Genomic DNA, 20,436 nt, shown 5'->3' on the forward strand with positions numbered 1-20,436 from the left:
TCAGGCGCGGATTCCCGGCAGCGGCGCGCTCATCTCGGTCTCGGTCATCGCTCCCGCCACCTCCGCGTCGAGCCGCAGTGACGCGCCGTTGCCCGCGCGGGCGTGCACCCGCAGGACGCCGTCGGCCTTCAGCTCGAAGCAGATCTCCACCGGCGCGCCCTTCGGCAGACCGGCGGGCAGTCCGGTGATCTCGCCCGCGACCAGGCCGACGTGGGCCGCCGGGTCGTCCGCGAGGTCTCCGTGCACGAACCCGGTGGCCGATTCGTAGACCCTGATCGCCATGCGGCGCTGGTCGTCGCGGATCGTGCACACCTGATGCCGTTGCACCGCAGGGGTGTCCGCGCCGGGCGGAATCATCCACAGCACGCCGTGCCCGAGCGCGGGACGGGCCGCGTCGCGCACCACCGCCACCCCGTACCCCTTGGCGGTGACCGTGCTGATCTCGTCGGTGGTCTCGTGTCCCAGGGCGTGCCACGCCAGCCGGGCCGCGCCCTTGGCGACGGTGTGGTCGGCGTCGTGGGCCAGCCGGGCGGCGGGCAGTTCCGGCAGCTCCTCGGCGAGCCTGCGCGCCACCGCCGGGGTGCGGGACATGCCGCCGGACAGCAGCAGGTCGTCGATCCTCTCGACACCGTGCGGGCGCGCCTTCTCCAGCGCGTCGCGGGTCAGTTCGACGGTGCGGCCGAGCAGGTCGGCGGTGGCCTCCTCGTACTCGTCCCTGGTGATCGTCACGACGTGCTCCGCGCCGCCGGGGACGGTGATCAGCGCGGTGTGGCGCTCGGCGCCGGTCAGGGCGATCTTGAGCTGTTCCACCTGCCGCACCAGGCCGCCCATCAGCTTCGGGTCGCCGCGCAACGGGTCCGCGGCGGAGTTCAGCCGGCCGAGCAGGAGCTCGGTCAGCTGCCGGTCCCAGTCGGCTCCGCCCAGGCGGTGGTCGCCCTCGATGGCGACGACCTTGGCCGGCCCGTCCGGGCGGACCTGGATGACGGTCACGTCGAACGTCCCGCCGCCGAGGTCGTAGACCATCGCGGTGCGCTCGCCACCGCGGTGCAGGCCGTGCGCCACCGCCGCCGCGACGGGTTCGTTGACCAGGTCGAGCAGGTTGAGCCGGGCCAGTTGGGCCGCCTGGGCGGTGGCCTTGCGCTCGGCCGCGCCGAAGTAGGCGGGCACGGCGACCACCGCGTCGGCGACGGGCCCGGTCGCGGGCATCGCCCGGCCGAGGTGCGCCAGCGCGTCCTGGACGACCTTGAGCAGGATCACCGCCGACACCTGCTGCGGGTGGTAGCGGCGCCCGCCCGCGTCCACGGTGACGTCGGCCCTGCCCATCTCCCGTTTGATCAGCGAGACGACCCGGCCCGGTTCCTGGTCGCGCCGGGCCACGGCGGCGCTGCCGACCAGAGCCGTGCCGTCGTCGGCGAAGTAGACCACCGACGGCGTGATCGACTCGCCGGCGGAGTTGGGCAGCACGGCCTCGCCCCGCCGGTCGATCGCGGCCACGCACGTGTAGGTGGTGCCGAGATCGATGCCCAGCACCGGCCGGGTCTGGTCATTCGGGGGCACCGGTCTCGGTCCTCTCGTTCGGCGACGGCAGGCCGGGGCTGATGTCGAACACGTCCAGCCCCTCGGTGGCGTCGAACGCCGGGATCGCGATCCGTTCCGACGGCTGCACCGGGCCGATCGGCACGGCGGCGGGCATGCCACCCGTGAGGATGATCGGCGCGTGGGTGGCGCCGGCCCTGATCCGTTCCGCCTCCATCCGCTTGACGTGATCCAGGCCCAGCCGCTCGATCAGCACGTCCAGCTGGGCGGAGAGCTTCGCCTTGTGCACCTCCAGCCGGGTGCGCTCGATGTCGTTGGCCACGTGCTGGTTGAGCAGCTTCTGCTCGAGCTGCCGGAACTGCTGCTGCAGCACCACGTACTCGCGGTACTCCTTGTTGAGCTCGTCGGAGGCGAAGCGGATCTCGCCGATCGTCGTCTCGCGCGCGTCGACCTGGACCTCGGCCAGCGCCTGGGTGATCTGGACCTTCAGCTTCCCGCGCGTGTCGGCGAGCTCGTGGAGGAACCGGTCGATCTCGCCGCCGCTGGCGCGTTCGTTGAAGTAGCCCCTGACCTTCTCCCCGAGCACCCTGCCCACGAACCGCTTCACCGCAGTGGACTTGTGGTCGCCGACGTCGCCGTCCGCGTCCTCGCCGAACCGCTTGACCAGGAAGGGCGCGGCGTGCGGAGGGATCGACAGCGTCTGGGTCAGCTCCACCTCCAGCTCGAAGCCCTGGATGGTCACCTTGAGCGGGCCCAGTTCCGAGTCGTAGCGGTCCTCGCTGCCGGACTTGGTGCCCCAGGTGAGAGTCAGCTCGCGGGTCGGGATGTGCACGACCCGCGCGAACAGCGGGTTGATCGCGTAGGTCGCGCCGCCCGGCAGGATGTCGGTCTGCGGCCCGCTGCGCCCGCCGTTCCACAGGAACTCCCAGGGTTTCTGGAAGTTGTTGTGCCCCTCCACCACGGGTGCGGGCGCGCGCAGGTCGTCGGGTGCCGGCGCGTCCGTGACGATGACGACACCGACGTCCTCGGCGTCGACGGAGACCAGCCGGAGATCGTCGGCCTTGGCCGGGAAATCGGCGGGCAGAGTGTCCACTGTGTACACGTCGAACACCTGCGGGTCGATGGCGTACGCCTCGCCGCCGCGCAGCAGTTCCGGTTGCACGCCCTGCTCGCAGTCGCCCTTGAGGAACTTCGTGACGCTCTGGAAGCGGTCGCAGTCGACGTACCTGGACAGCCTGCGGCCCGCCGGCGCGTTGGCGCCGATCTTGGCCTTGACCAGCCCCACGGTGCCGGTCGGGATGCTGATGTAGTCGTACTCGTGGATGTCGTACAGCCACGACCACGGCGGGATCGTCTGCCCGCCGCGCACGATCCGCGTGCGCCGGAGCAGGAACTCCTCCCGCGACTGGTTCGGCGCGGGCAGGCCCCACCTGCGGGTGGCCACGGCATATCGGTGCAGCGGTAGGTACCGCATCCTGCGCAGGATCGGCACCGCCGCGGCGATGAACGCGACGGCCACCACGACGAGGACAACGATGATCACGGGCATGAGAACTCGCTCCGGATTCGTCGGTAGAGCGCGGACACGGTGACGTTCCAGTTGTCGAACCACGCGCCTGAGGGCACTTCGTGGCGCAGGGTCGGGAAGAACCCGGGGCCCGCGCCCGTCACCCAGACCGGGTAGTCGGCGGGAATGCCCAGCGGGTCGCCCCAGCCGAACAGGTGGGCCAGGTCGGCGACCTCGGTTCCGGCGCCGTCCGCCATGAGCAGGCGCTGGGCCCGGAAACCGTGCTTGCCGTCCGTGCCCTCGTGCCAGACGCGGGCGCAGTCCCGCAGAAGCCGCGTGCCGATGGACGCGACCTCGTCCAGTCCCGCCCAGCCGTGGTCCGCACAGCCCGCCGCGGCCAGCAACACCGCCGTGGTGAGCAGATCCGCCGCCACCAGGTCACCTTCCGCGAGCGCGGCGGCGATCCCGGCCACCACCGGGGTCTGAGACGTTTCCGTTGCGGGGTTGGCGTTCTGGCGCGCCGCGAGCTCACGCAGGGCTCGCAGCTGAGCGGCATCGGGCAGCGCGCCGGTGCGGGCGTCGAGGAAGACGTCCGGTTCGTGGTGGCCACCGGCGAGGACCACGAGCACGGTCACCCCGCGCTGCTCGGCCGCGAGCCTCATGTCCCGCACCGCCGCGTCCGGCCGTTCGGACACGATCACGATCAGAACCCGTGCGTCGGCAAGGGAATCCGGTTCGGCCGACACCCGCACGGCCAGTCCGGCGTCGAGCAGGACGGCATGCAGGTGGGCGGTGTGGCTTCGCCCGTTCCCGCCGCACAGCACCACTTCCGCGCCCACGGTGGCCAGCTCGTCGAGGATGCTCCGCACCGACGGGCGTCGTTCGGGACGCTTGTCGAGGGTGCGAGCGACCAGTTCGCGCACGACGCCCGGAACGCCGGTGAGGTCGGGGATCGGCTGGGTGAGCGTGGTTCCCGCGCTGGAGAAGGCGGTTCGGCCGGTGGCGGCGAAGTAGAGCAGGCAGCCCCAGGAGAACACGTCGGAGGCGGGCGACGCCGGTGCCGCCCGCCGCGGGTCGACCAGTTCGGGCGCGAGGTAGGGCAGCGTCCCGACGACGTGGCCGGTGGTGGTCACGCGCACGAGGTCGGACAGGTCGGCCGCGATCCCGAAGTCGATCACGACCGCCCGGTCGCCCGCCATCATCACGTTGGAGGGCTTGAGATCGCGGTGCACGATGTCGTGCGCGTGGATGTCCAGGAGCGCCTGCGCGGTGTCCCTCGCCACCGTCAGCAGCCGATCTGGGGCGAGGCCTTCTTCCAGGCCGGCGAGGCTCGTGCCGCGGACCACCTCGGTCACCACGTACGGCTCGTCGCTCTCCAGTTCCGCGTCCAGCAGCCGGGGGACGTGCGGGGACCTGATCAACGCCGCGGTCCGGACCTCGCGTTCGAACCGGACGCGGTACTTCGGCACCTCCGCGTAGGACCGGTTGATCACCTTGATCGCGACCTGCCGGTCGGTGCCGGGCCAGACGGCGAGGTACACGACGCCCATGCCGCCCGCGCCGAGCCTGCCGAGCAGCCGGTACGGCCCCAGCCGCCGCGGATCACCGGGCCCGAGCGCGATCACCTCACTCATCGGTCGTCCTCGTGCTGTCGCAACAGGGTGCCGCCTGATGGGCGAATCGTAGGTTCAAACGATCCTGAACTGGGCTTTTGTCCACTTATTGGCCACTGGGTCATGGCCACCACCGGTGCACGTCGTGCAGTGCCGCCTCGAGCCGCCCGGCCGCGTCGTCCCCGGCGAGGCCTTCGATCCTGGGTAGCGCGGCGGCCAGGAGCGCCGTGCAGGTGACGCGGCCGCCGAGGCTCAGCGCGTGGCGGAGCAGGGCGACGAAGTCCTTGTCGGCAGCCACTTCGACGGCTCGCAGCACCACCGCGCAGAGCAGGTCCCGGTCCCCGTAAGGCGTTGCGGCTAGTGCGTCGGCTAGGTGGACGGACGTGGACAGGTGCGGCACCAGTTCGCTGAGCGCGCGGGACCGGGCGCGGATGTCGGTGTTCGCCGTGGCCGCGGTTAGGGCGCTGTCGAGGTGGGGTCCTTGCGGGACAACGGGTTCTCGTCTGCTCTTCAGATAGGCCGACATCGTCGTCAGGGTGTCCGACCGGCTGCGGGTCGCGGTGAGGCCGGGCCAGTCCAGGCCCGCGGGCAGATCTCGGCCGCCGTCGTCGGGCGCGGTGGCCGCGCTGAGGGCTTCGGTCAGCACTTCTCGTCGTTGTGCTGGGGGCAGCAGGGGTGCCAGCCGAGTCAACGCTTCGGCGCGGTCGTGTGGGTCAGTGATCGCGTAGGCAGCCTCCCGGAGTTGCTTGCGATCAGGTGGTGCCGGTGTGGCACGGGCTTCGGCCGGTACGGCGTCGGAGAGGGCGGCGAGCGCGGTGGCCCGGCCCTCCTCGCTGCTGATCGCGCGCGCGGCTGTCAGCGCGCCGGTCCGGTCGCCGAGAGCGGTCAACGCCCGCGCTCGGGCGTGCGGGCTGGTGAGGCCTTCTGCCAGCGTCCGCACGGGACCGAGATCGCTCAGCCAGGGAACCAGGTCCGCGATGGCCCCGGCGCGTTCGTGCTCACCGGAGATGTCCGTGATGGCCTGCAACGCCATCGCGGCGAGGCTCGGGCGGTGCGGGACCAGTTTGAGCAGCACCTCGGCGCGGGGGTACGGGGCGATGACCTGCTCAGCCTGGGCGAGCGCGAGGTCCAGGACGTCCGGTGCGGCGGTTTCGGCTGCGAGCACGGCCAACACGTGTGCTCGCGCGGTGGCCGTGGGCAGTCTGAGTGCGTGGGTGACCGCACGCGTCTGCGTCCACACGCCACCGGTGACGAGTGCGGCGACCAGTTCGGCGGGGATCGCGTTGGTACGGCAGACAACCGTGGCCATGACCAGGTCGTAGTACAGCTCGTCGCAGAGGGTTGGTGCGGGCTGTTGCTCAGCGAGAGCCTGGTCGGTCGTCCGGGCACGGAGGTCGCGCGCGACGGCGACGTCGGACAGAAAGCCGTCGACCGTGCCGGCGCGGTCGTGCGCGGCGAACCACGCGGGCCGTCCGCTCGTGTCCTCCTTGCGCAGCAGTTGGTGCAGGTCCTCGGCGCGGCCAGCGCCGACGAGGTGCCGTGCCAGGTGCCTGAGCGGATAACCGTCGTCGAAAGGACCGGTCAGGTAGTGCTCGGCGATCCGGTCGTGCGCGGCGGTGGTGGCCGACCGCAGGACGTCCCACCACTTCCAGTCCTGCTCGGGACTGTCGTCGTCGGGGCGCACGCCGGCGAGGAACTCCCGCAGACTGGCGTGGTACAGCGCGAAACCGCGGCCGTCCTGCCCGTCGACGGCGCCGAGGAACGGTCGCAGCATCCGGTGGCAGTGTTCCCTCACCGCGCTTTCATCCACATCGGACAGTGCGGCCAGGGTCGGTACGCCGAGCGGTTCGCCCGCGACGCCCAGGGTCGCGAGGAGTGGCAGCAGCCTGTCCGTCCGGCTCCAACGCTCCAGCGTGTCGATGTAGTAGCACGACAGGTCCTTCGGCAACGGGTCGGCCGTCGCACGGGTGCCTTGCCGGAACTCGTTGAGGACGTATCGCAGGTACACCCACACGCCGCCGCAACGTTCGACGAGGTCGTCAGCGTCGGGCCGGACCTGGGCCACGTGCTCGGCCACGTCGGCGATGTTGCGAGGATCGGTCGCGGAGAGCCGCAGCACCGACGCGGGCGCCGTGGACCTCGGCGGCGGGCTGCCCGTCCGGTAGGTGCCCACCACGAAGACCCCTTGCGGCAGCTCCATCGGCAGCCCCCACGGCTGCGCTCCCGCCACCTGCTCGGCCTCGTCGGCACCGTCCACGACCAGGACGAGCGGAGGCGTGATCTTGGCCAGCAGCGCCGGGAACCCCTCCGGCGTGCACCAGCGTTCGGGCAGCAGGCCGCCGGGCGCGAGATCGTGTTCGCGGGCGAGTTGCCCCGCCAGGTTGCGCAGCGCGACCCGCGCCGAACCGCCGAGCGTCAGCCGCGAGAAGTGCCCGGCCCAGCCCCGTTCGCGGACGAGGTGCGCCGCGAGCGCGGTCTTCCCGACGCCCGCGTCCCCTTCCACCCACAGATAGCCGCAGGGCCGCTCGGCCACGAACCCGTCGATCTGCTCGATCAGCCACCGCCGCCCGGTGAACCCACCGGCGAGCACGTCGGCGAACAGCGGCGCGAGGTCGCACACCGCCTCGTCGACCGGCACGTCCCCGGACGCGTCGAACCGCACGGTCCGCACGTAGCCCGCCTGCAACACCCTGTCGGCGGTGCCTTTGAAGACGTTCCGGTACTCAGCCACCGGCCACCGCCGCGTTCTCCGGAGCGGTCCGCAGCCGGACCGCCTCGACGATCGACTCCGGCGGAGGCCAGAACAGCCGCGTCTCCTCACCGTGGTCGGCCACCTGAGCGGTGATGTCGTGCAGCGCCAACGGGTCCACCGCGTCGAGGTCGGCGCGGAACTGGTCGACGGCCTTGCCGCCGATCCGCCGCGCTGCCACGAGCTCGCGCACCTGCCGGTCCCGGCACCGCACGGCGTCGAAGGGCGTGGCGTGCCGCACCAGCTCCCGCTGCCAGCTGGTGCCGAGCAGCAACGCGGCGCTGTTCCCGTTGGTGGCGGCCACTTTGGCGCGAGCCCGGTGCGACACGTGCCACGCCACCACGAACCGCCCCTGGAACCGGCCGCGCAGCCCGGCCACCACGGACAGCACGTGATGCCCGTCGTCCGGCAGCTCGTCGACAGGCATGAGCAGCAGCACGCACGCCTTGGGGTCCGCCTTGACGTCCAAAGCGGACACGGGCTCAGCTCTCAGTCCGTTGCGTCCCAAGGAAGAGCACAGCGCGGGGCCACGTGCCGCGCCGGACCCGTCGACCACGACGACGTCCGGGCCGCGCCGCCGCATCAGCGGCCACCGCCGAGCAGGAACAGCTCGACCTTGGCGTCGCCGGGCGCGCCGTCCGAGCCGAGGTACGCGCGCATGTCGTTCATGGTGCGCAGCTGCGGCAGGCCCGCCGGCACCACCAGGTCCTTGAGTTGTTGTGAGACCAGGGTTCCCTGCGTCGGCACGGACGGGTCGCGGGACTTCCCGAACACCAGGATCAGCCCGACCCGCGCGTCCGGCCCGACCTCGTCGAGAAGCCTGCGGCGGAACTCGTCCACCACGCCCGCGCCGGACCCGTCCACGGACATGATGAACGACTTGGTGGTCAGCGACAGGCCTTCCGGTGCGGCCGTGCTGCTCGTGGGCGTGGGTGCCGCGGACGAGGTGGCCGGCTGGGCCGCCGCCGGCACGTGGTCGTCCGACCCGAGGGCGACGATCATCAGCACCAGGGCCAGCTCCGCGAAGAGCCAGCCGGCGATGCCGAGCGCGTTGACCGGTTGCCTGCGCGCCATCACGCCACCGGGCTCGGAGGTGTGACCTGGTCCGGGTGCTCGGCAGGATGGCGCAGACCGTCGGACACCATCGCGAGCCAGTTCACCTCGCGGATCGTCTCCCGCAGCTTGCTCGTGGTCTCCTGCAACGTGGACACGGTGGCCTGGAAGCGATCCGCCGCGCCCGCGACCGAGTCGGCGGCCGCGGAGAACGGCTTCTGGGCCTCCTCCAGCAGGTCGCGGTGTGCGGCGTTGCGGGTGGAGAGGTCGTGGGCCAGCGAGGTCTGCACGGTCGCCGCGCGCACCACCTCGCCGGAGGTGGCGGAGGCCTCGCGGGCCAGGCCCGCCGCGACGCCGACATCGGCGACCACGGTCTCGAGGGGTGCGACCGCGGCGACGATCTGGCCGGCCTGCTCGCCGAACCGCTGCTGGACCGCGGAGAACGCGTCCACCTGGCGGGCGAGGTCGGGCAGGGCGGCCACGAGTTCCCTGGCCACCGCGCCCAGGCGGTCCACCACCTCGGAGGCGGCGGCCAGCCGGGAGGAGGCCTCGCCGAGCCGGTGCGCGGCACCGGCCAGGGTGGCGGCCGCCTCGCGCGTCTGCTGTTCCGGCGACGACGTGCCCAGCAGGGCGCGCAGGATCGCGAGCGGCGGGAGCAGGTCCACCTCGAGCTGGTGGGCGACGCGGTCGATCGTGTCGGCACGGCGGTGCGACTTCCAGGTGCGGCGGTGGTTCAGCATGATCCACAGCACCGTCACGACGATCACCAGCGACAGCATCACCGGGCCGAGGTACCAGGGCTGGGCGAGCCAGTCCGCGAAGAACGACGGGCGGGCACCGGGATCGCTCGACGTGTACTGCTCGACGTAACGCCATTCCGCGACACCGAGCGCGGACCAGGTCAGCACGACCGGGAGCAGCACCAGCGCGCTGCTCGGGTGTGCGGGCGGGTGTTCGCAGATCGCGCGCAGGTAGCCGGGTTCGCGCAGCCGCCACAGGTCGGCGTCGCGGTCGGCGGCCGCCGGGTTCGACTCGACCTGCTTGGCCTGCTGCGCGGCGACCTCCAGCACGCCGTGCAACTGGGCGAGGTGCGGAGGACGGTTCTTCGCGGACACCCCGGCCGTCTTGTCCATTGTGGACATGGCCGCCTTGCTCAGCACGGCCACCTGCCGGGCCGCGGACAACGGTTCGGTCATCACTACCCCAATCGACCGAGCACGGCGCTCACCAGGAGGAAGAGCACGACGACCACCGACGTCGCGACCAGCGCGGACACGGCCCACCACGAGCCCTGCCCGTCGTCCCGGTCCTCCTCCTGCGGAGCCTCGGGGACGAACGCGAGCGAGCGGGCCGGTTCGTCCCGCGCCTGCCAGCGGTCGTCGTGGCGCGGCACCGGCGAGGGCGTGTTCCTGGCAGGTGCGGTGGGACGCAACAGAAGCCCCGCATCGCGCAGCACCACATGTGCGACGGGATCCTTCTCCGAATGCACGCTCCAGTACTCCAGCGCCGAGACCAGGAACGTGGCGGGCAGCGTCCCGCTCTTCTCGAGGTGCCGGGTCCCGGCGATGACCGCCGCCTCCTTCACCCGGCTCGAGCCGGTCGTCGCCATGAGCTTGACGAGCCACGCCGCGGCCTCCGACCCGCGGAAGGTGTTGCGCGCGAGCACGTTCTCGAGCACCTGGACCCGGCCCTCGGCGTTGTCCGGCACCGCCATCAGCACGGCGGCGCTCGCCGGACTCACGTCCTCCATGCGCTGCACGACCAACCTGATCGAGTCGGCCGGGTCGCCCGCGGCCCGCAGGAACTGCTGGTGCGCGTCGGAGATCCGGCCGGTCTGGGCCAGGGCCGCCGCGATGTCCTTGGCGGGCAACGGGAAGATGGACGGGTCGTTCGGCGAGACGCCGAGCTTCACCAGCCAGCTCCGCCAGTCCTGCACGAGATCGGCTGTGCCGAGCGGCTTTCCGGGTGCGACCACGTGGTCGCGCACGAACCGTTGGAGCTCCTCCTGCTGGTGGTAACGCGCACGGAGGAGTTCGGCGAGCCGCCCGTGCCAGCTGCCGCTGACGGCGTGCGCGGGCGGGAAGAGTGCCGGGTTCTGCCCGCGTCCGGCGTGCAGCTGCGCGTGCATCAACCCGTCGAACAGCAGTGCCTCGAGCCACTGCGGCGGTGTCCTGAGCAGTTCGCTGATCGCGGAGCCGGGCTGCTGGGACGCCCACCGCAGGACCATGTCCGAGTTGGTGCCGTTGCGCAGCCGCTGTTCGTGCGCGTGCACCAGGCCCGCGATGTCCGCCTCGGTGATGCCCAGCTCCTCGGCGATGATCAGGTCCAGCAACGCCCGCAACGACGCCGCACGGCGGTGCGCGGGGTTGCGTCGCCCGGACGCGGCGAGCTGAGCCAGCCACCTGAGCGCCTCGTCCGCGCGACGGGGCAGGGACTCCGGCAACTCGTCGGGGTCGGGCTCGAGCCAGCGCGCGACCCGCCGCGCGCTGAGGTTGTCCGACTGCTCGGCCGGCCACCGCCCGGTGACACTGGGACGCTTGTCCAGCACCGGAGTGCTCAGCGGGAACGTCATCCAGATGTGCTCGGCCACCACCGCGCTCGGCAACGCCGTGACGAGGCACCCGATCACGGCCGCGACCTCGGCGGGGGAGCCGGCCACCGCGACGCGCCTGCGGCGTTCGGCCAGCGCCGTGAGCGGCCCCAGGAGCAAGGACGGGTCCACGCTGTGCGGTGAGATCGGGCGCGGTTCGTGACCGAGCTTGCCGTCCCGGCCGACCCGTGCGACGCCGTGCGCCCACACCTCGGCGGGATCGGCGGCGACGGGCGCGAACAGGAACTGGCAGCTGCCCGCCCGCCCGAACGCGCCACCCCGGCCCTGCACGGTGAAGCACCAGTGCGGACCGTGGTCCTCGACATCGACCTTCTGCAGTCCCCACACCGGGAACCGGTCGTTGTCGCGCGCGTCCTCCGGCGGCTGAGGCACGATCTCGTCCTGCAGGTCGTGCGCCGCCCTCACGAACGCGGGCGCGGGCGCCTCGCCCCGCCGCGGATCGGCGTACGGCGCGAAGCCGCCACCGGCGTGGTCACCCCACTCAACGACGACGTGTTCGGTCACGGCCGCATCCTCCGGAGCAGGCAGAGCAGCAACTGGGACAGTGCCGCTGATCTCTCGTCGACATCGGGGAAGACCGCCCGCGCGTCCTGCGGCTCGATCAGCTCGCTCGTCGCGGCGACCCGGACGGGCGCGTGCTCCAGCGGGGAGCACAGGAAGAACCGGACGTCGCGCCACTTCTGGCCGAACATCGACTCGACCTGTTGCTCGAACCCGAGCGCGAACGCGATGCCGCACCCCAGCGCGGACATCACCAGGTCCCTGGTGCGCAGCACCGCCGACTGGTGCGGCGTGAGCGCGCCCGCGACGTGCGCGTCCAGCGACGGCAACAGGATCCGGCTCGCGGGCAGCACCGACGAGTGCTCGCCCTCGCGCACGTGGATCACCGCGCCACCACCGACGTGCACCAGGTTCCACCACGCGTCCGGGTCCGAGTGGTGGTCCACGATCGCCGTGGCGAACTGGCGCACGGTCGCCTCGAACAGGTTCGGCTCGTGCCGCGTCCGGTCGATCGGGTCGACGATCGAGTGCAGGGCCGCGTCCTCGACCATCCTTCGGTTCGGCCCGCTGAACCGGACCGCGAGCTCCGCGAGATACCGCGCGGCACCACTGACGATCGCCCCTGGCGCGCCGAGCTCGTCGAGCTTCCTGCCTCGCCGCAGACCCAGGTGGACGAGGTCCATCTTGGTGATGCACACCAGCATGTGCTGGCGCGCCCCGATGTTGGCGGCGAACACGCCCGCGTCCTGCGCGAGCGTGCGCGCGACCCGGCGCTGCACCGAGTTGCGCTGTTTCAGCACGGCACGCAGGTCGGTGTTCACGCTCTCACCCGGCCGGACGCTGGCCGCGAGCGTCTCCTCCGCGGTGTCCTCGGGGATGAACGCGGCGAACGGCTTCGCGATCGCCGGGTCGATCACCCAGGTGAGCGTGCCGTAGTTGCGCAGCAGCCGCTGGTGGTAGTCGTCCTCCAGTGCCGACTTCGCGAACTGCTCGCCCGCGAGGTCGGCGACCGCGACGAGCACCCGCCTGCCGCCGATCTGGTACCGGCACAGGATCGGCTGGCGGATCCGCCGTCCCCACGACGACCGGTCGAGGTGGCCCTCACCGCCGAGCTTCTCCTGCAGCTCCAGGAGAGCGGGCACGACGTCGGGGGAGATGTTGGCGCTGAGGAAGTGGAACGGCACCGTGGTGCGCAGCACCGTCGGCCCGAGCGGGAGTCCCTTCTCCTCGGTCTCGCGGTAGTTCTGCAGCAGCACCTGCAACGGCGTGTCCTCCAGCCAGTCCACCGTGTGGCTGTTGACCTGCATCGGCCGGTCCGGCGAGGTGATGTGCGGCAGCCCGCTCACCGACAGCTGCTGGTGCAGGGTGCGCAGCACCAGGTAGCTCTTGCCGGCCGCGACGCCGCCGATCGTGGCGGCCACGTCGAAGTCGTCGACCGTCCACTCGGTACCGACACCCTCGCCGGTCATCCTGATGTGGTCGAGGAAGACGTGGCCGTCACCGCACATGCGGTACACCCAGCCGGGCCGGGACCGGTGGTAGCCCTTCGACTGCGCCTCGACGGCGTTGTCGAACGAGCTGAGCCGCCACTCCATCGCGCCGCGCTCGGTGCCGCACACCTCCAGCAGGAGGCTCGGCCGCCGCCAGGAACCGTCCTCGGCGTGCGACGGCGGCACACCCAGGTCGTCGTCGCACGCGGGACATCGCCTGAGCTGGTTGAGGTTGTGGGACTGCGTCATTCGCGTCTTCCGTTCACAGCAGGGCCAGCAGGACGAACAGCACCAGCAGCAGCGCGGTGACCGGCAGCAGGACGAGCCGGGAGAACGCCCTGCCGCACGTCGCCCCCGCCGCGGCCGCCTGCTCGAGGTAGCCGTGCACGTGCGGCTCGGCCTCCCGGCGCGCGACCGTCGCGGTCGGCTCCTCCCACAGCACCCAGTCGCCGATCACGTGCCGGATCGACTCGTCGAAGTCCGGCGGTGGGCACACCCGGCGCACCGCGTCGCGCAACGCACCGGGCAGCGTCTCCTGGTAGCGCACGACATCACCTCCCCATCCACAGGCTGAACAGCAGGATCAGCGGGACCGCCATCGGCAGCAGGCCGCGCACCGCGACCTCCCGCCAGTACGCGTGCCGCGCCACGGTGAACTGGTGCCGCTGCACCGCCGCGGCGACCGCCGGGACGCGGGTCTTGCGCCCCTGCGGTTGTGCACGCACCTCGGCGCGGATCTCGTCCACGTGCCGCGCGTGCCTGCCGACCGGGGGCAGCCGCTCGTCCTCGCGCTGATCGTCCGGTGTGGACGGACGGGTCCTGATGAGCGACTGCAGCTCGTCGATCCACCTGGTGGCGCTCCACTCGTCGCCGCCCAGCGCGTTCGGCTGGAAGGGCGCCGCGAGCACCTTGGCGAACGGCCGCCAGTGCTCCGGCCAGTAGGCCGCGAGCGCACCGGCCACGACGTCCGGCGAGTCGACCGTGCGCCGGCCGTCGTCGTCCTGCGTCAGCATCGGCGCGACCCGGTCCTCGCCCGCGACGGCCGTGAGCACGACCAGCGCGAAGCCGAACCGGTCGTGCTCGCGCAGGTCGATCTCCTGCCGTTCCCTGCCGGGCGCCCGCATGCGGTGCCGCTGGTAGAGCACCTCCGGTGAGGCGTAGGCGGCGCTGAACCTCAGCTCGGGCAACTGCGCCGTGGCCCGCGCCACCGAGTCGCCGTCGATCAGCACGTACCCGCTGCGGTTGTTCGCGGTGAGGTAGCGGCAGACGTTGGCCGGCTTGATGTCGCAGTGCGCGATGTCCCGCTTGTGCATCGCGTCCAGGCCGATCGCGAGGGTGCGCAGCTCCGGCAGCTGCTCGACGCCCGGCGCGACCGTGCGCATGTCCGCCCTGGGCCAGCCGACCGGCGTCAGCAGCGGCGACACCACGAGGACGAAGCAGGCGGGCTGGGGCCGGTCGGCGACGCCGAACCACGCGGACAGCCGGTTCTCCGGGTCGGACACCACCTCGTGTTCCGGCATCGAGAGGTTCGTCGCCTGCGGTGGCCCGGTCAGGCCGGTCCGGCCGGACAGCACGTGCACCGGCGTGATCACCCACGGCGGCGCCTGCGCGGTGCCGCCGACCGAGGCGTTGACCTGCTCGATGAGCACGGCCTGGGTGCGCAGGTACCGGCGCAGCTGGGCGGCGTGCTGCGGGGTGGCGCAGCGGTACATCTTGACGTGCCACCGACTTTCGGGCCGGTCCTGCTCGGCGGCCACCGAGTAGAGCACCTGTGTCACCAGGTGCCGCATCGGCCGTTCCGCACTGCTCGACGGCACCGGGAAGAGCCGTTCCTCCGGCTTGTTCGCGGTGGACGGCGGTTCGATCAGCAGGATCCGGCCCGTCTCGTGCACGGTGGGGTGCGGCGAGCCGTCGAGGTGGTCGGGTTCGCCCGGCACGCTCGGCTGGCCGACCAGCCAGTCCTGCAGTTCGTAGTCGAGCGTGCAGCCCAGGCCGGTGTTGAGGTCGGTGAAGGTGATCCGGCCGCGGCGGCCTGCGACGTGCGGGGCCTGCTCGGCGATCAGCAGGTGGTCGTCGGCGGACACCGCGATGTGCGGGCCGTGCGGGAACCGGCGCAGCTCCAGCTCCCCGTTGTGGAAGCGGAAGTCCAGCAGCCTGCCGGACGGCACGGCGAGCATCGACCGGGGCAGCACCACACCCGGCCCGTAGTCGTCCCTGGCGTGCGGGCGCCCGAACGGCAACCACTTCGGGCTCGCCGACAGCACGAACTCGAACCGCAGCGCGCCCCAGCTCAGCACCAGCAGTTCGGACTGGTCGTCGTCGAACTCCGGCGGCGGCTCGGAGACCTCCTCGCGGCCCGCCTCCGCCGTGTCGCACCGCACCTCGCAGCCGCGCGGCACGACCGGGTCGACGACGAACGTGACCCTGGTGCGGATGTCGCGGTGGCCGCCGCGCACGTCGAGGAGCGACTCGCGGATCTTCGCCCGCACCGGGTCGGACAGCGGGCGCGAGGTCACGATCCGGATCTTGACCAGCCAGACGCCGCTCGCCGGCGCCTTCTCGCGCACCAGGAACTCGTGGAACCTCGTGGTGGCCTCGATCCGCGCCGCCTCCTCGAAGCGGGGGTCGATGTCGGTGGTCATCCGCGCACCTCCGTGACCTTGTTGATCGCCTGCTGTGCGAGCAGGCGGACTCGATCCGCGCCGGCCTGCTCGTCGCTCGTCTCGACGGCGACGGCGAACGACACCGGTCCCTTCGTGGTCGGCATGGCGCCGACGAGCCACGCGATCTGCCGGACGAACTGTCCCGGCGGCGGATTCGCGTCGTCCTCGACCAGCACGTGCGTGCCGGTCTTCACCCACAGCTCCCCTCCGTTCGCAGTGGACAGTCCGGTCGCGGTGCCCGCGGTGGTGGTGGCGGACAACGCCAGTCGCAGCTGCTCGGCCTGCGCGGGTTCCAGCACCTTGCGCGTCTCGCCGGCGACCGGGCGACGCGCGCCGCCGTTCGGGTCGGTGACGGAGGTGACCAGCGACGGCTGGATCGTGGTGCCGTTGTTGGCGACCGCGGCCATCACGGCGGCCATCTGCAGCGGGGTGCCCTCGACGGCGCCGCCGCCGAGCACCGGGTTGCCGATGTCGGACGCCGCGAGGCCGTGCGGCACAACGGAGTCGACCCCCGCTACCACCCCGGCGAGCCACGCGTTTCCCGGTTCGGGCCCGGCGAGCGAGAACCCGAACGCCTTCGCCGTCTCCTCGACGCTCTGCCACCCGATCTTGCCCGCGAGCTGGACGAACGCGGTGTTGCACGAGACCGCGAGCGCCTGGGTCAGCGAGATCTGCCCGTCGGGCCTCGTGCCGGGGCAGGCGACCTTGCCGTAGTTGTGGATCGGCTTGCCGCCGAGCTGCACGGACAGCGGCGCCGGGATCAGGTCCTGGGCGGTCGTGCCCGGCTGGCGCAGGTACGCCGCCGCGACGACGACCTTGAACGTGGAGCCGAGGCCGTACCGCTTGCCGAGCGCCCGGTTGACCGTCGGACCCGGCAGCGCCATGCCCTCGAGCCCTCCCACGTAGACCCGCAGAGCCGCCTGCACCTCGGCCGAACGAGGGCCGGGGTCCGCGCGCAGACCCCAGCGAACGCAGTCCGCGCGTTCCTCGGTGGTCGGCTGGTTCGTGCTGCACGGACGCGTCTCGTCCGGCGTGCCGTCTCCCTTGCGGTGGTAGTACTTCCGGTGCGAGGCGAGGAAGTCCTCCATCTCCCGCGTGACCGTGACGTCGGCGGTGGTGCGGGCGGTCTCGGTCGGCGCGCTGGCCGACGTGAGCACGTGCCCGGTGCGCGCGTCCAGCACGACCAGTCCGCCGGCGAGCGGGCCGGCGCCGGGCGCGGGCGTCCGCAGCGCCGTCGCCATGGCGGCCTGGAGCGTGGGGTCGACGGACAGCTCGACCGACCCCGGCGTCGTGGTCGCCGCCGGGCCGACGCGTTCCGCGAACGACGTGCCGGATCCGCTCGACAACGCGTCGTTCAACGCGCTGCCGTCGACGATCCCGGCGAGATCGGCCAGCGCGACGGTGGGTTGCCCCACCGGTGTCCAGGTCGGATCGGCGCCCTTGCGCACGTACTGCGCCTTGCCGCCGACGACGAGTTCGACCGACGTGCGGGCGTGCGCGATCCGGTCGGTCGAGCACTTCTCCGCGTCGACCACGGCCGACGTCGTGGCGCAGAAGGGCCGGTTCTCCGCGAGGCCGGTGTAGGGCCAGACCGTGACGCCTCCCGCGAGCATCAGGCAGGTCACGAAAGCCAGCAGCGAGGGGGAGAGGCTCAGCACCCGCCTCGGTCTCGGCGGCGGTTCGGGTCGCGGCTCCGACCGGTAGTGCAGCGCGACCGCGATGATCACGCCGAGTCCGAGCGCGACCGTGGACTGCACGCCGTAGGACAGGAACGGCGCGGTGATGCCCGAGTGCGGCACGGCGTTGACCGTCGCGGCCAGCACGAAGAGGAACTGCACCAGCACCATGCCCGCGAACCCGCCGATGAACAGCCGTTCCGGCGAGGCCGCCTGGCCCGTGGTGCGGGACAGCTTCGCGAGCGCCGCGGCCAGCAGCGCCAGCAACGCGCTGAGCAGCAGCACCACGACACCGCCGAGCTTGCTCCAGATCACCGCGAGCACGAGGTCCGAGCTGCCCGCGGGCAACCCGCGGGAGGTCGTGTCGGCGAGTCCGCGTCCCCACAGGCCACCGTCGGCGATGGTGGCGAGCGACTGCGCGATCTGCGAGTTCGTGCTGGCGAAACCGCCGCCGAGCGTCTCCTGGCACGCCGCGGTTCCCGGCGGGGTCACCGGTGCCGCCGCTGTCTCCGGAGCGTCCACACAGGACTGTGCCCAGTTGTAGACCCACGGGTTGCGCTGCGTTTCCCACCGCGTCGTGATGTACGAGGTGCTCACCATGACCAGAAGACCCACCGCCGCCAGCGCGAGCAGCGGCACGACCACGGGCTTGACGAACGTCCACGCGGTCTGCGTCGCGGCCATCGACCGCTTCGCACCTCGTTGGCCGCTCACGTACAACGACTTCGACACCTCGGCGCGGACCACGAGCCACACCATGGTCACCGTCGCCGCGAACACCGGGATCAACGGTCCGATGTCGGACTTGAGCGTGCTGGCGACACCGACCACGCCGAACAACGCGAACGGGTACAGCAGATGCCGCCGTGCCTTGATCGCGAGCTTCGGATCGGTCTTCGCGTTCCGCAGCGGGTCGCGCTCGATCCGGAACCCGTACGCGTGGTCCGCCAGCATCATCGCGAGCACCGCGAGATAGATGATCTTCCCGTACTCCGGCGTCGCGATCCCGCCCAGCGTGAGCTGCCCGTCACCCAGCAGCGGCGCCGCGAACAGCAGGAAGACCACGACGAGCCCAGCGGCGTGCCACCGGTCGTGCCGCGGCCGCTCGAACCGGATCCGCCCTGGCCGCAGCTTCAGCGCCAGCAACCCCAACGCCCCCGCGAGCACCGCGGCGGGCAGGATCACCTTGGTCAGCGCCGCGGCAGGCGCATCCCCTTCGAGCGCACCGAGAAACCCGACAGCCGGATCGCGCACGACCTCCAGCCGCACGGTGAGCAACAACCCGAAGAGAACGAGCACCCCCGTCGTCAGCAACACCGCCAACGCCGGCCCGGACACCACTTCTTCGCCGCGCCGCTCGTGCACCGCCTTCAGCAGATGCAGCCCGCACGCCACCCCGGCCAGCACGAGCACCAGCACCGCGAGGAACCAAGGGGTGGTCCGGAACTCGGTGCCGAACCAGAACCCCAGCCACAGCAGCACCAACGGCCACCACAGGCTCGGAACGCCACCGCGCACCAGCACCGCGGGCACGGTGAAGAACCGCCCCGGCTGCGGCGAACCGAGCGCGGCGATCGCCACCGAGGGCCTGCTGGTCAGGAACCGCAGTCCGTTGCCGACGGCCAGCGCCAGTCCGAGCAGAACGAACAGCCGGCTGAAACCCGCCGTGCCGCCGAAGAACATCGCCAAGTACGCGGAGAGGCCGTTACTCATCGCCGCTGCAGCCCTCCGATTCCTGAACAGGGGTGAACGTCACTGATTGCTGAATGGGGAGACGCGGTGAGTCGCGCTCCCGTTGAACCACAGTGCTGATCGGACCGGCATCGATCCGCGTTACGGCGCCGACGAACGTTTTCGGATATTCCCGTCGACGTCGACTCGACATTCTTCCGCGCACCTGAAAAGGCTTTGAGCGCCGCTGATTCGCGATTTCTATGGCCCCGCGGCAGCAGTGGAGTCCGTTGTGCTGCAACGGATCGACGTCATGACAGCCGAGTGTGCCGATGTCAGCGGGCGAGGGTGCTTGGTTTCGTTGTCAGAAAGTGGCCAATTACCTCCGGGTCGCCATGTCCCTGCGGGTGCGGCGCCGAGTTCGGCCTCCGCATGCTGCTGGAACGCACTATCGCCCGGTCTTGTTGCAGTCGAAGTTCACCGCATTCGGGTGACGGCGCCAGAACGTGCTCCCACACCCCTCGGCACGGCGGCTGGAACGAACCCGCGCCGGCGACCACCCGGCCCTGAGCACCGTTTTAACGGTCGTCTCAGGTCCGCTCGGTATGAACTGGGCATCGCCGGGCGACGCGGTGTCGGCCCCGCACCGGACGGCGGCTGAACCGTCCACGCGACCCTGAAAGGCAGCCGTTCATGATCTCTGTGCTCGTGGTGGACCCCCAGCCGCTGCAGCGCTTCGGGTTCCGCATGTTGCTGGAGAGCACCCCCGACACCGAGATCGTCGGCGAGGCCGAGAACGGCGCCGAGGCCGTTCGGCGGACCACCGAGCTGCGACCCGACGTGGTGCTGATGGACATCCGCGTGCCGGGCGTCGACGGGATCGAGGCCACCCGGCGCATCGCCGCCGCCGGTGGGCGTTCGCGAATCCTCGTGCTGACGACGTTCGACGTGGACCGGTACGCGTTCGCCGTGCTGCGGGCCGGGGCGAGCGGGTTCCTGCTCAAGGACACCCGCCCGGAGGAACTGCTGGCCGGCATCCGCGCCGTCGCCGCCGGGGACGCGGTGATCGCGCCGGTGCTGACCCGGCGGCTGCTCGACACGGTCGCCGACCAGCTCGACGACGACCTCGGCGGGCCCGTGCGGAAGGATCCCCGGCTGGACTCCCTGACCGGCCGAGAGCGCGAGATCCTCGTCGCCATCGGCCACGGCCTCACCAACGGCGAGATCGCGCAACGGTTCACGCTGTCGGAGTCGACGGTGAAGACCCACGTCGGGCGGGTCCTCGCCAAGATCGGCGCACGGAACCGGATCCAGGCCGTCATCCTCGCCTACGACCTGAGACTCACCCGGCCGATCTGACGCTTCG

At 71.7% G+C, this 20,436-nt stretch carries 13 protein-coding genes; 1 reads left to right on the plus strand and 12 read right to left on the minus strand.

Features of this window, described 5'->3' with window-relative positions:
- The 12 genes from ACH413_RS26620 to ACH413_RS26675 form a co-directional block, all read right to left on the minus strand.
- A complete protein-coding gene (locus ACH413_RS26620; protein ID WP_360031794.1) occupies positions 1-1,557 on the minus strand; it encodes an Hsp70 family protein in 1,557 nt (518 codons plus the stop codon).
- Positions 1,544-3,085, minus strand: coding sequence for an SPFH domain-containing protein (locus ACH413_RS26625; RefSeq protein ID WP_360031792.1), 1,542 nt, complete (start codon positions 3,083-3,085; stop codon positions 1,544-1,546). The genes ACH413_RS26620 and ACH413_RS26625 overlap by 14 nt, the downstream gene beginning before the upstream one ends.
- Positions 3,076-4,677 (minus strand): serine/threonine-protein kinase, encoded by a 1,602-nt coding sequence (locus ACH413_RS26630; protein WP_360031790.1) that lies wholly within the window; start codon positions 4,675-4,677, stop codon positions 3,076-3,078. Before ACH413_RS26630 ends, ACH413_RS26625 begins: the two co-directional genes overlap by 10 nt.
- A gap of 100 nt (positions 4,678-4,777) precedes the next feature.
- On the minus strand, positions 4,778-7,387 hold the full coding sequence (locus ACH413_RS26635) for an NACHT domain-containing protein (protein WP_360031788.1): 2,610 nt from the start codon (positions 7,385-7,387) through the stop codon (positions 4,778-4,780).
- On the minus strand, positions 7,380-7,988 hold the full coding sequence (locus ACH413_RS26640) for a hypothetical protein (protein WP_360031787.1): 609 nt from the start codon (positions 7,986-7,988) through the stop codon (positions 7,380-7,382). The genes ACH413_RS26635 and ACH413_RS26640 overlap by 8 nt, the downstream gene beginning before the upstream one ends.
- On the minus strand, positions 7,988-8,479 hold the full coding sequence (locus ACH413_RS26645) for a hypothetical protein (RefSeq protein WP_360031785.1): 492 nt from the start codon (positions 8,477-8,479) through the stop codon (positions 7,988-7,990). Before ACH413_RS26645 ends, ACH413_RS26640 begins: the two co-directional genes overlap by 1 nt.
- Positions 8,479-9,654, minus strand: a complete 1,176-nt coding sequence (locus ACH413_RS26650; protein ID WP_360031783.1) for a hypothetical protein — start codon at positions 9,652-9,654, stop codon at positions 8,479-8,481. The genes ACH413_RS26645 and ACH413_RS26650 overlap by 1 nt, the downstream gene beginning before the upstream one ends.
- Before the next feature lie 2 nt (positions 9,655-9,656).
- Positions 9,657-11,573 (minus strand): hypothetical protein, encoded by a 1,917-nt coding sequence (locus ACH413_RS26655; RefSeq protein ID WP_360031781.1) that lies wholly within the window; start codon positions 11,571-11,573, stop codon positions 9,657-9,659.
- The gene (locus tag ACH413_RS26660) at positions 11,570-13,309 is read right to left on the minus strand and encodes a hypothetical protein (protein WP_360031779.1); all 1,740 of its coding nucleotides are present in this window, start codon (positions 13,307-13,309) and stop codon (positions 11,570-11,572) included. Before ACH413_RS26660 ends, ACH413_RS26655 begins: the two co-directional genes overlap by 4 nt.
- Before the next feature lie 13 nt (positions 13,310-13,322).
- Positions 13,323-13,607 (minus strand): hypothetical protein, encoded by a 285-nt coding sequence (locus ACH413_RS26665; protein WP_360031777.1) that lies wholly within the window; start codon positions 13,605-13,607, stop codon positions 13,323-13,325.
- A gap of 4 nt (positions 13,608-13,611) precedes the next feature.
- Positions 13,612-15,702 (minus strand): hypothetical protein, encoded by a 2,091-nt coding sequence (locus ACH413_RS26670; protein WP_360031775.1) that lies wholly within the window; start codon positions 15,700-15,702, stop codon positions 13,612-13,614.
- Positions 15,699-19,112: a penicillin-binding transpeptidase domain-containing protein gene (locus ACH413_RS26675; protein ID WP_360031773.1), complete on the minus strand. Its 3,414-nt coding sequence runs from the start codon at positions 19,110-19,112 to the stop codon at positions 15,699-15,701. Before ACH413_RS26675 ends, ACH413_RS26670 begins: the two co-directional genes overlap by 4 nt.
- A 651-nt stretch (positions 19,113-19,763) precedes the next feature.
- Between ACH413_RS26675 and ACH413_RS26680 the strand changes: the two genes are divergently transcribed.
- Entirely contained in the window at positions 19,764-20,429 is a 666-nt protein-coding gene (locus ACH413_RS26680; protein ID WP_360031771.1) for a response regulator transcription factor, read from the plus strand.
- Positions 20,430-20,436 lie beyond the last annotated feature (7 nt).

This window comes from Lentzea sp. NPDC020367, from assembly GCF_044387305.1.
Classification (GTDB): domain Bacteria; phylum Actinomycetota; class Actinomycetes; order Mycobacteriales; family Pseudonocardiaceae; genus Lentzea.